At 73.4% G+C, this 11,912-nt stretch carries 8 protein-coding genes; 6 read left to right on the top strand and 2 right to left on the bottom strand.

The genetic code is table 11. The features are described from left to right. Window positions 1-4: 4 nt before the first annotated feature. A complete protein-coding gene (locus tag ACTWNK_RS17365) occupies window positions 5-274 on the bottom strand; it encodes a helix-turn-helix transcriptional regulator (protein ID WP_474305025.1) in 270 nt (89 codons plus the stop codon). A 142-nt stretch (window positions 275-416) separates the two neighbouring features. Between ACTWNK_RS17365 and ACTWNK_RS17370 the strand changes: the two genes are divergently transcribed. From ACTWNK_RS17370 to ACTWNK_RS17390, 5 genes are all read left to right on the top strand, one after another. Beyond that, entirely contained in the window at window positions 417-1,241 is an 825-nt protein-coding gene (locus ACTWNK_RS17370; protein ID WP_474305026.1) for a hypothetical protein, read from the top strand. Next, window positions 1,238-1,825, top strand: coding sequence for an HAD family hydrolase (locus tag ACTWNK_RS17375; protein WP_474305027.1), 588 nt, complete (start codon window positions 1,238-1,240; stop codon window positions 1,823-1,825). Before ACTWNK_RS17370 ends, ACTWNK_RS17375 begins: the two co-directional genes overlap by 4 nt. A gap of 42 nt (window positions 1,826-1,867) precedes the next feature. Next, window positions 1,868-3,640 (top strand): HSP90 family protein, encoded by a 1,773-nt coding sequence (locus tag ACTWNK_RS17380; protein ID WP_474305028.1) that lies wholly within the window; start codon window positions 1,868-1,870, stop codon window positions 3,638-3,640. 1 nt (window position 3,641) lies between these two features. Beyond that, window positions 3,642-6,230 carry a hypothetical protein gene (locus tag ACTWNK_RS17385; RefSeq protein ID WP_474305029.1) on the top strand — a complete coding sequence of 863 codons (2,589 nt, stop codon included), beginning with the start codon at window positions 3,642-3,644 and terminating at the stop codon, window positions 6,228-6,230. A 104-nt stretch (window positions 6,231-6,334) separates the two neighbouring features. Beyond that, window positions 6,335-7,849 (top strand): alkaline phosphatase D family protein, encoded by a 1,515-nt coding sequence (locus ACTWNK_RS17390; RefSeq protein WP_474305030.1) that lies wholly within the window; start codon window positions 6,335-6,337, stop codon window positions 7,847-7,849. Here ACTWNK_RS17390 and ACTWNK_RS17395 read toward each other — a convergent pair. Beyond that, window positions 7,842-9,182, bottom strand: coding sequence for a S8 family peptidase (locus ACTWNK_RS17395; RefSeq protein WP_474305031.1), 1,341 nt, complete (start codon window positions 9,180-9,182; stop codon window positions 7,842-7,844). The genes ACTWNK_RS17390 and ACTWNK_RS17395 overlap by 8 nt on opposite strands. Before the next feature lie 126 nt (window positions 9,183-9,308). On the opposite strand from ACTWNK_RS17395, the gene ACTWNK_RS17400 reads away from it, so the two are divergent. After that, on the top strand, window positions 9,309-11,906 hold the full coding sequence (locus ACTWNK_RS17400) for a CHAT domain-containing protein (protein WP_474305032.1): 2,598 nt from the start codon (window positions 9,309-9,311) through the stop codon (window positions 11,904-11,906). The last annotated feature ends 6 nt before the right edge of the window (window positions 11,907-11,912 follow it).

An 11,912-nucleotide genomic window follows, 5' to 3' on the forward strand; every position in this document is an offset into this window, starting at 1 on the left:
GGCTTCAGCCGAGCTCGGACAGCTCCACGCTCTCCTCGGCGCCGTTGAGCGTGATCTCGAACCTGGCGCCGAGCGCGGCGCAGACGCTGTCGAGGGTGCGCAGGGTGAGGTTCTCGTCGCCGGAGAGGATCTGGCTCACGCGGCCCGCCGAGACGCCCATCGTGGCGGCGAGGTCGGCCCTGGTGACCTTGTGCTCGCGCATGTACCACGTGATCTCGTCGACGACCTCGTGGGCGAGCGTGCGCTCGCCGGGGTGAGGACGCTTCAGGCCCATTGGGGGTCCCCCTCGCTTCGGGCGTTCGACGCTCTGTCCTGATGTTAGCTCTACCTAAACCTTTAGGCAAGGCTAAAGGGGGCGGTACCGCATGCCCGACATATGCAACGATCGGCGGAAAACGTGGGGCGAGGGAGGCGACGTGGCGGGCATCGTCGGCGTGCACGGAATAGGGAAGTACAAGTACTTCCGCGACAACGGCCAGTCGGTACCCAAAGCGGCCGACGCCATGCGGCTGAAGTGGGACCGCTATCTGCACAGCTCGTTCGGCGGCGACGCCCGCCCCTACATCGGCGAGGTCGCCTACTACGCCCACCTGCTGCGCGACCCGGCCAAGGCGCAGGAGGCGGCCAGATCGGTGGCCGCCATGGACGCGGGCTCGCAGAAGGTGCTCGTCGACTGGGCGGCGCAGCTCGGCTGGGCGGGCGAGCGCGCCACCGGCATCCTGCGCGTGGCCGCAGGCTGGGTGCTGGAGCGCCTGGACGAGCGGGCGGCGGCGTTCGCCGCGCTGTTCGCGCCCGAGGTGGCGGCGTACCTGACCGACCAGGCCAGGCGGGAGCGCTGCCGTGAGGCGGTGGGCGAGGTGCTGCGGCGCAGGCGGCCCCAGGTCGTCATCGCCCACTCGCTCGGCAGCGTCGTCGCCTACGAGACGTTGTGGGCCAACCCGGACGTCGAGGTCGACCTGCTCATCACACTCGGCAGCCCGCTCGGCATGCGCAACGTCGTGTTCGAGCGCCTGCTGCCCGCCCCGGTCGACGGGCACGGCGAACGGCCCAAGAGCGTGCGCCGATGGATCAACATCGCCGACAAGGACGACATCGCGGCCATACCCAAGGAGCTGCGCGGCTGCTTCTCCGGCGTGGACCTGGAGACGGTCGTCAACCTCGACTGGCTCGACTTCCACACGGTGGAGAAGTATCTCGGCTGCGGAGCGCTGAACGAGCATCTGCGACCATATCTGGTATGAACTGGTACCTCTTCGACTACGGCGGCGTGATCAGCCTTCCCCAGTCCGACGCCGACCGGGACGCCATCGCCGAGGAGGCGGGGGCCGAGCCCGGCGCCTTCGCCAGGCTGTACTGGGCCCACCGCCAGGCCTACGACCTGGGCACACTCGACGCCGACGGGTACTGGCGCGCCGTACTCGGACGTGACCTCGTGCCGGGCGAGACGGCCAGGCTGGTGGCGCTGGACGTGGCCGGCTGGGCGGTGCCGGACGAGGGCACGGTGGCGGTGCTGAAGGAGCTGGCGGCGTCGGGCGCCCAGGTGGCGCTGCTGTCCAACATGCCGGCCGCGATGGCCGAGGGGCTCGACGGCCTGCCGTGGATTGCGGCCATCCCGCGCCGCTTCTACAGCGCGCTGATGGGCATGGCCAAGCCGGACGAGCGCATCTACCGCACGGTCGCGGCCGAGCTCGGCGGCGATCCGGCGCGGATCGTGTTCATCGACGACCGGCTGGAGAACGTCGATGCCGCACGCGCCGCGGGCCTGAGCGCACTACACTTCACGAGCGCGGATGCGCTCAGGGCGGACCTCGCCACATTGGGGTGAATCGTACGCGTTTGCCCGCAAGTGTGAACTATGGTGACGCGGGTGGAGAACGCCTTTCAAGTCGATCTGCGGGGTGTCGTCGACCTGCTGAGCCGGCACCTCTATTCCAGTCCGCGCGTCTACGTGCGCGAGCTCCTGCAGAACGCCGCCGACGCGATCACCGCCAGGACCGCCGCCGACCAGGACGCGCCGCGCCGCGTGCGCATCGAGGTCGGCCAGGGCGAGCTGCGTGTGCACGACAGCGGCATCGGCCTGACCGAGGACGAGGTGCACACGCTGCTGGCCACGATCGGCCGCTCCTCCAAGCGTGACGAACTGGGCTTCGCCAGGCACGAGTTCCTCGGCCAGTTCGGCATCGGCCTGCTGTCGGGCTTCCTCGTCGCCGACGAGATCGAGGTCGAGACGCGCTCGGCGAGCGGCGGCCACACCGTCTCCTGGACCGGCCGCGCGGACGGCACCTACCGCGTCGCCAGGGCCGCCACCGAGCGCGCGGAGCCGGGCACCACCCTCACCCTGAAGGCGCGCAGGGACGCCGCCGAATGGGTCACGGCCAGACGGGTCACCGAGCTGGCCACCCTGTACGGCTCGCTGCTGCCGATCGACGTCCAGGTCGACGGCCGCGCCGTCACCGAAGGCGGCCCGCCCTGGCTGCGCGCCTACCCGACGCCCGCGGCCCGCCGGAGCGCCCTGCTCGACTACGGTCGCGAGCTGTTCGGCTTCGAGCCTTTCGACGTCCTCGACCTGTCCGTGCCCGAGGCCGGGCTGAGCGGGCTGGCCTTCATCCTGCCCGCCCAGGCCAACCCGGTCCAGCGCCGTACCCACCGCGTCTATCTCAAGCGCATGCTGCTGGCCGAGAGCACCGAGGGCCTGCTGCCCGATTGGGCGTTCTTCGCCCGGTGCGTCGTCGACGCCGGTGAGCTGCGCCCCACCGCGAGCCGCGAGGCCCTCTACGAGGACGACCTGCTCGACCACACCCGCGAGCAGCTCGGCCGCAGGCTGCGCGACTGGCTGGTACGGCTGGCCGAGACCGACCGGGCCGCGATGCGCGCCTTCCTGCGCCTGCACCACCTCGGCGTCAAGGCGCTCGCCCTGCACGACGACGACATGCTGCGCCTGGTCGACAACTGGATCGAGTACGAGACCAGCGACGGCCAGATGACGCTGGCCGCCTTCCGCCGACGGCACCCCAAGGGCCGCTACACCGCGAGCGTCGACGAGTTCCGCCAGCTGGCGGCCGTGTCGGGCGCCCAGGGCGTCGGCCTGATCAACGGCGGCTACAGCTACGACGGCGACATCCTGTCCAGGCTCGAACGCATCGACCCCGACGTCGCGCTGACCAGGCTCGACCCCGCCGAGCTCGCCACCCGCCTGGCGCCCGCCGACCCCGGCGACGAGCTGGCCGCCCGCGCCTTCATCGCCGAGGCCGCCCGCACCCTCGACCCGCTCGGCTGCGAGGTCGTCCTGCGCGACTTCGACCCCGCCTCGCTGCCCGCGCTGTACCTGACGAGCAGGGACGCCCAGCACGACGCCGAGACACGCGACGCCGTCGCCGCGGTGGACGACGAGCTGTGGGCGGGTGTGCTCGGCGCGATGCGCCAGGCCGCCGCCAGGCCGACCCTCGTCCTCAACCACCGCAACCCCCTGGTGCGCCGCATCACCGCCCTGCGCGACCTGTCGCTGGCCACCACCGCGGTCGAGGCCCTCTACGGCCTGGCGCTCATGCACGGCCGCCACCCCCTGCGCGCGGCCGACACCGCCGCCCTCAACCGTTCGTTCCTCGGACTGCTCGACTGGGCCGTCCTCGGCAAGGAGTGAGATGTCCGACCGCGCCCGCGAGCTGATGAGCCAGTCCTTCGAGCTGCCCTACGGCGAGGCCAGAAGCATGCTGGTGGAGGAGGCGTTGCGGCACGCCGTGGCCGAGCACGAGGACGAGCTCGCCTTCCACATCCGGATGGAGCTGACCGGCTGCTACACCCACGGCGGCGAGCCCGCCAAGGCGTTCGCCACGTTCACCAGGTGCCTGGCCGCCTACGACGCCGACCTCGCCGCCTACGGTGAGGAGGAGCACCAGATCCTGTGGCAGTTCAAGTGGATCGTCAACGGGCTGACGAAGTTCCCCGAGGTGCCGCTTCGCCAGGCCTACGAGGTGCTCGACGACATGGAGCGCCGCTACCGCCTGGGCGGCCACACGCTGCAGCCCATCCACTCCCTGCGCTGCCATCTGGCCCAGCACATCGGCGACGACGAGGCGGCGGCCACCTGGTTCGAGAAGTGGCGCTCCACGCCGAGGGGCCCGCTGTCGGACTGCGAGGGCTGCGACCCCTCCGACCAGCTCGCCTACCTGGTCAGACGCGGCGAGGACGAGCAGGCCGTGCTGCTGGCCGAGCCGGTGCTGGCCGGGCAGCTGTCGTGCACCGAGCAGCCGCACGACATCCTGACCGGCCTGCTGCTGCCGTACCTGCGCACCGGGCGGCACGACGAGGCGGCGCACGCGCACCGGCGGGCCTACCGGGTGATGAGCGGCAAGGCGCACCACGTCATCGACCTGGCCGCGCATCTGAGGTTCTGCGCGCTCAGCGGCAACGAGGCGCGCGGCCTGGAGATCCTGGAGCGGGAGCTGCCGCTGCTCGGCCGTGCGCCGAGCCCGCGCGCGGAGATGGAGTTCGCCGCCACGGCGGCCAGGCTGTGCCACCGCCTGGCCGAGACCGGGCACGGCGACTCCACCCTGCGCAGGGACGGCGCCGCGCTCACCGTCGCCGCGCTCGGCGCCGAGCTGGAGAGCACGGCGCGCAAGCTGGCCGCCAGGTTCGACGCGCGCAACGGCACCGACGAGCAGAGCGGGCGGATCGCACGCCTGCTGGGCGAGGAGCCGCTGGCCGCCTACGTGCCGCTGGTACCGCACGCCCGCAAGCCGCAGGCGCACGTGCCCGCCATGCCCTCGGCCGCCACGCCGCACGAGCTGCTCGACGCGGCCGAGTCGGCGTGGTCGCGGCACGACAGCGCCGCCGCGCTCGCCGCCTGGAGCAGGTTCGACGAGCTGTTCGCCTCGGGCGACCTGCCCACGGCGCTGGTCGCCAGGCGCCTGGACGGGCACGGCCTGGCCGCGGCGACCGAGGGCGGGTCGATCGAGCAGGCGCTGGCGCACTGGGAGCAGGCCGCCCTGCTGCACACCGGGGCCGGAGAGCGCGCACGCGCCCAGGTGGCGCTCGGCCGCATCGCCCTGGCCAGGTGCAACGCGGGCGACGAGAGCGCGCTGGCCGCCGTGCAGGAGACACACATCCTGCTGACGGAGATCGGCACCCCCGAGCAGGTCGCGGGCTCGCTGGTACGGGTGGCCCAGTCGCTGGCCGCGCTCGGACGCGTCGAGGAGTCGCTCGCCGTACTGGAGGGCGCCACCGGCGGCACGGCGCTCGCCCTGCGGGCCCAGCTGCTGACCGTCGACCCCACGCTCGTCGAGGAGTCGCTCGCCGCCGTCGAGGCCGCACGCGAGGCCCTGCGCGCCGAGCACGACAGCGGCACCCTGGCCAGGACCGCGTTGCTGGCCGCCAGCCTCATGCACCGCCACGGCGGGCACGGCGCCGACGAGGTGCTGGGCGCCTACGACGAGGCCATCGCCGCCGCCCCCCGCACCGAGGCGGCGCTGCGCGCGGTCGCGCACGCCGGGCGCGGCGAGGCGCTCGTCCAGCTCGGCGACGGCGAACGGGCCGCCGACGACCTCATCGAGGCCGTGGCCTCCTTCACCGCGCTGGGCGCGACCGACAGGGCGGCGCTGAGCCGGGTGGACCTGTGCCACGCCTATCTGATGACCGGCCGCCCGCTGGACGCCGCCGAGACCGCGGAGGAGGCGCTCGGCCTGCTGGAGCCCGACGACGTGGTCAACCGTCAGGCCGTGCGCTGGGCCAGGGCGCAGGCGCTGCGCGAGCTGGAGGAGCTGGAGGCGGCGCTCGACGGGTTCGCCTCGCTCGCCGCCGAGTACGACCACCCGCTGCAGGCGGCCAGGGCGCACGAGGCCGCGGCCATGCTGCTGGACCGGCTGGACCGCGACGAGGACGCCGCCCAGGCGTTCGCCGCGGCGCGCACCGCCTTCACCGACGGCGGCGACGTCGTCTCCGCGGGCCGTGCGGCGCGCAGGCACGCGCTCTCGGTGCACTGGAGCGGCGAGTCCGGCCAGGCGCTCGCCCTCATCATCCAGGCCAGGCAACTGCTGGAGAAGGCTCCGGCCGACGACACCGCCTTCGAGACGGCCGTGCTCGCCTACGACCACGCCCGCATCCTGCAGGCGCTCGGCCGCGACGAGGAGGCGGCCGACAGCGCGCGGGCCGCGGTGGCCGCCTTCACCGCTCTCGGCGAGAAGGAAGGCGCCGATCGGGCCACCGACCTGCTCGAATGGCTGAAGCAGGAGTGAACCACGGCGGGCGCGCAGATGACAGGCGGTCTTGACGCCACCTGTGCGCCCGCTGTTCACACGCACTTGACACGCAGGTCACGAGCGATGGCCATACCTGACCCGTGGACCGCAGAGTGTTCCTGGCCGCAGCCGCCGCCAGCCTGTTCATCCCTTCCCCCACCGCCGCAGCCGCCTCCTCCTCACGCGCGCTGAGCCGCGACCCCTTCACCCTGGGCGTCGCATCGGGCGATCCCGCGCCCGACGGCTTCGTCCTGTGGACCCGTCTCGCCCTGGACCCGCTCGGCCTCAACGGCAGGGGCGGCATGCCGGTGCGCGATCTGGAGGTGCAGTGGCAGATCGCCTCCGACGAGCGCTTCGCCAAGGTCGTCAGGACGGGCACGGCCGTGGCCGCATGGCGTCAGGCCCACAGCGTGCACGTCGAGCTGTCCGGCCTGGAGCCGGGCCGGCCGTACTTCTACCGCTTCCGCACCGAGGGCCACCTGTCGCCGGTGGGCCGTACGACGACGACGCCGGTCGCGGTGCAGCCGCTGAGCTTCGCCATCGCCGCGTGCGCGCACTACGAGCACGGCTACTACACCGCCTACCGGCGTCTGGCCGAGCAGGAGCCCGACCTGGTCGTGCACCTGGGCGACTACATGTACGAGTACGGCCCGCGCGGCTACACGGCGCTCGGCGGCGCGGTGCGCCAGCACACGCCGGGCAAGTGCGCCACGCTCGCCGACTACCGGATGCGGCACGCGCAGTACAAGAGCGACCCCGACCTGCAGCACGCGCACGCGACGGCGCCCTGGCTGGTGGCCTTCGACGACCACGAGCTGGAGAACAACTGGGCGGGCCCGGTCTCCAGCACCGGCGCGGCCGGGTTCACCAGGCGCAGGGCCGCCGCCTTCCAGGCCTACTACGAGAACATGCCGCTGCGCCGTTCCTCGCTCACCGGCGGGGCGTCCATCCGAGTGCACAGGCGGGTGTCGTGGGGGCCGCTGGCCAGGTTCCACCTGCTCGACACCCGGCAGTTCCGCGACGACCAGGCCTGCGCCGACGGGGTGCGCTCGGGCTGCGACGACCGGCTCTCACCCGATCGCACCCTGCTCGGCGCCGACCAGTGGCGCTGGCTCGAAGAGGGCCTGCGCGGCAGCGACACCACCTGGGACCTGGTCGGCCAGCAGATCCTGATGGCGCAACGCGACTGGAAGGTCGGGCCGGGCCGCGAGGTGAACCTCGACTCGTGGGACGGCTACGCCGCCGACCGCGGCAGGCTGCTCGGCCTGATGCGGCACGCGGCCAACCCGGTCGTGCTGACCGGCGACGCGCACATGCACCACGACGCCGAGCTCAAGGCCGACTTCGACGACCCGGACTCGCCGGTGATCGCCCGTGAGCTCGTCACCTCCTCGATCGCCTCCGACGGCGACGGCTACCGCGACGACCGGCTGGTCGCCGAGGCGGTCGCGGAGAACCCGCACATCTCCTACATCGACCAGCGGCGCGGCTACATCATGGCCAGGCTGACGCCGGGCGCGCTCGCGGCCGAGTTCAGGACGCTGGAGTACATCTCGCGCAAGGGCGCGCCCGCGCGTACCTCGCATCGGCTGGAGCTGCCGGTCGCCGCTACGTGACGGGCTGGTCGGCGAGCAGGAACCTGATGTCGTCCGCACCGGTGTGCGCGTGCTCCAGCAGCCATCGGGCGGCGGCCCTGCTGCCGTCGCCCGACGCCGACATCCGGGCCGCGATCAGCCCGGCGACGAGCGGTGTGGAGAAGGACGTGCCGCTCCACTGGGCCAGCCCGGTGAACGTCGCCGGGTCGGACGGCGGTTCGTCCACGCAGGTGCACCCGTCGTACAGGGCGGGTGTGTAGTAGCGGCAGTGCTTGCTGGGGTCGTGCGCGTACTGGTAGTCGCCACGGCGGAAGGCGTTGACCAGCCGGTCGCCGGGCGCGTAGACGTCGACCCAGGTGCCGTGGTTGCTGAAGCAGGCCCGCCCTCGGTCGCCGTCCCGGCGCAGCGCGCCCACCGACACCACCATGCCGGGGTGATCGCCGGCGAGCGCGGCCGGCCAGAACGGGTCGGTCAGCCCGTCGTTGCCCGCCGCGGCGACCAGCACGGTCTGCGTGGCCCGGCTCAGATGGCGTACGAACCTGCGCAGGCCCAGCAGCGGCCGTCCGTCGTGGGTGGCGGCGCCCGCCGACAGGCTGATGATGTCCGGCCAGTCGTCGGTGCCGGTGCCGAGCTCATCCATGATCAGCGCGCCCAGCTGGAACTCGGGCATCGCCCCCGCGTGCTGCAGCCCGTTGTGCACGTACAGCTTGATCTTGCCGGCGATGCTGCGCATGACACCGGCGATGAACGTGCCGTGCCCGACGTACTCGCGGATGATGCCCTCGGCGGTGAGCTGAGCCTGTTTGGTCTCGCCCTTCACCTCGGGCTCGCTGGTCAGCCAGGGGTGATCGGCGAGGTCGGAGATCAGGCCGGTGTCGATCACCGCGACCGTGACGCCCGCGCCCGCGTCGCCGCTCCTGACCGGGTGGCGGGTCGCACCGGGGTACGGTGGCACCGGTTCGTCGGCCGGGCACAGGCTCACCGGGGCGATCGAGACCAGGTGGTTGGGCGACAGTTCGGCCGCGATGCCCCGTTCGGAGTTGCGCCTGGCGATCTCCTTGATCGTCTGGACGACGTCGTAGGCGCCGATGTCCAGCAGTGTCACCTCGTCGTCGTGGTCCACCACCTCGGCCGACGACACCACGTCGCGCACGCCGCGCAGGTTCTCGGTCTCGGGCGGGCCCGTGATCAGGATGTGGCCGCTCTGGAAGACGACCTCGCGGCCGGGCGTGTCCTCGCGCTCGGCGGAGGAGATGCGGATCTCGTGGGGCAGCGCCCCTTTGATCGAGTCCATCTGCTGGGCGAACCAGGGATGGGCGCCCTGGACCGGAAGCGGGTTGCCGGAAGAGACCACGATGAGTCCTCTCTGCGCACACGGGCGAACAGACAGTAGGAAGAGCGGGCCCGCTCCTGTTTGATACACCGCCTGCTCGACACACCGTCGTGGACACCCCGAGTGCTCCACTTTTACCATCGGGCTGTGCCGAGCGGAGATCCGTACGATCTGCTGCCTCTCACCTCCTCACGCCCCCGCGAGGCGCTGGCGGGCGCCAGAGCCGTGCTCGCCGCCGGGCCCGACGCCGCCCAGGCCTCCGTCGCCAGGCAGGTCATCGGCATCGTGCTGCGCGACCACGGCGACACCCGGGCCGCACTGAGGGAGCTTCGGGCGTCCTTGCGGCTGGCCAGGCGGTCGGGCGAGCCGGGCCGGGAGGCCGACGTGCTGGCCACGCTCGGCATCGCACTCGTCAACGACGGCAGCACGGTGCTCGGCCTGCGCAGCCTCGAAGAGGCGCTGTGCCGTACGGCGGGGCCGCAGGGCGCACGCGTGCGCTTCAGGAGGGGCGGCGCGCTGTGGCTGCTCGGCCGCTACCCCGAGGCGCTGGCCGACCTCAACAAGGCCATCCCCGTCCTGCGCTCGGCCGGGGACACGCTGTGGACGGCCAGGGCGGTGACCGCACGCGGCCTGGTGCACCTGGCACTCGGCGCGACGATGCGGGCCGAACACGACTTCCGTACGGCCGAGCCGCTGTGGGCCGCCACCGAGCAGGAGCTCGACGTGGTGTTCATGCGGCACAACCGGGCCCTGCTGGCGTTCAGGTCCGGCCGCCTGCCCCAGGCGCTCGGCCTGCTGCACGACGTCGGCGAGCGATATGTCGCCCTGGGGGCCTCGACGGCCGATCTCAGCCTGGACAGATGCGCGGTGCTGCTCACGGCGGGCCTCGCGGCCGACGCGCTGCGCGAGGCCGACCACGGCCTGGCCAGGCTCGAACACCGCAGGGGCCAGGCGACCAAACGGGCCGAACTCCTGCTCACCGCCGCGCGAGCCGCACTAGCGGCGGGTGACGCGGCCACCGCGACGGACCGGGCGCGTGCGGCCGTCAGGCTGTTCAGCGGGCAGCGCCGCGCGTGGTGGAGCGCGCACGCCCGCCTGGTGCTGCTGTCGGCCAGGCTCGCGGCCGGGTCGCTGACGGGCGCGCGTTCGCTCGGCCAGGCCGCCGACCTGGCCGGGCGGCTGGCCGCGCTCGGCTCGCCCGAGGCGGTGAGCGCCTCGGCGCTGGCCGGGCGGGTGGCGCTGGCCATGGGCAGGGGCGAGCAGGCCGAGCTGCACCTGAGCAGGGCCGCACGCGGCAGGCGGCGCGGTCCCGCCTACGCCAGGGCCGACGGCTGGCTGGCCCAGGCGCTGCGGGCGCAGGCGGCCGGTCGTCCCCGCGCGCTCTACGACGCCTGCGCACGCGGGCTCGACCTGCTCGACGAGCACCGCATGACGCTCGGCGCCGCCGAACTACGGGCCAGGGTGAGCGCGCAGGGCGCCGAACTCGCCGCACTCGCCCAGCGCCAGGCCGCAAGGAACGGCGGCGCGCGACGGTTGCTGGAGTGGAGCGAGCGCTGGCGCGCGGCCGCCATGGACGTGCCCTCGACCGGGCCGCCCACCGACCCCGGGCTGCTGCGCGACGTGACCGCGTTCAGGGAGATCAGCGCCAGGGCCGAGGCCGCACGCTCGGCCGGGACGCCGCTGCCCGCGCTCGAAGCCGAACGCGCCCGCCTGGAGGCCGGGATCAGGGCCAGAACCCTCCGCCTGCGCCGGGTCGGCGGCGCGGGCCCGCACGCCAGGTTCGAGACGAGCACCCTGCTGGCACGGCTGGGCGAGACCACCCTCGTCGAGATCGTCTCGGTGGACGGCGATCTGCACGTGCTGGTGTGCTCGGCCGGACGCGTGCGCAGGCATCGCGCCGGTCGGCTGAGCGTCGCCGCCGCCGAGGCCGAGCATGCCAGGGCCGGGCTGCGCCGGGTCGCCTACCTGGGCGGGCGTGCCGCCGATCCGCTGCGGGCGGCGGGCGCACGGCTGGAGCGCGCGCTGCTCGGCCCGGCGGCCACCCGGCTCGGGGACGGCCCCGTCGTCGTGGTGCCGCCGGGCCCGCTGCACGCCGTGCCGTGGGCGCTGCTCCCGGCGCTGCGCGAGCGCGAGATGAGCGTGTGCCCGTCGGCGGGGGCGTGGCTGCGCGCCTCGGCCATCGAGGCGCCGCCCGAGCAGGTCGTGCTCGTGCACGGCCCCGGGCTGCGCTCGCGCGGCGCCGAGGTGGCCAGGCTGGCCGAGACCTATCCCAAGGCCACCGTGCTGACCGGCGGCAGGGCCCTGGCGGCCGACGTCCTGGACGCGGTCGACGGGGCCGGGCTCGTGCACATCGCCGCGCACGGCACGTTCAGGGCCGAAAGCCCGATGTTCTCCGCCCTGCGCCTGGACGACGGCCCCCTGACCGTGCACGACTTCGAACGCCTGCGCCGCGCCCCTCATCGCATCGTCCTGTCCAGCTGCGACCTGGGCCGCATGGCGACCGTCGGCACCGACGAACTCCTCGGCCTGGCCGCGGCCCTGCTGCCTCTCGGCACGGCGTCCCTGGTGGCCAGTCCGGTCCTGGTCAACGACGAGGCGGTGGTGCCGTTGATGCTCGCCCTGCATCGGCGGCTGAGCGAGGGGGCGGGCATGGCCCGAGCGCTGCGCGACGCCCGGCTGGCGTTGCCTGGCGACGGGCTGCACCAGGCCACGGGATGGTCGTTCACGGCGATCGGGGCGCTGTAGCGGGCC

Source organism: Nonomuraea sp. IBHARD001, assembly GCF_056106265.1.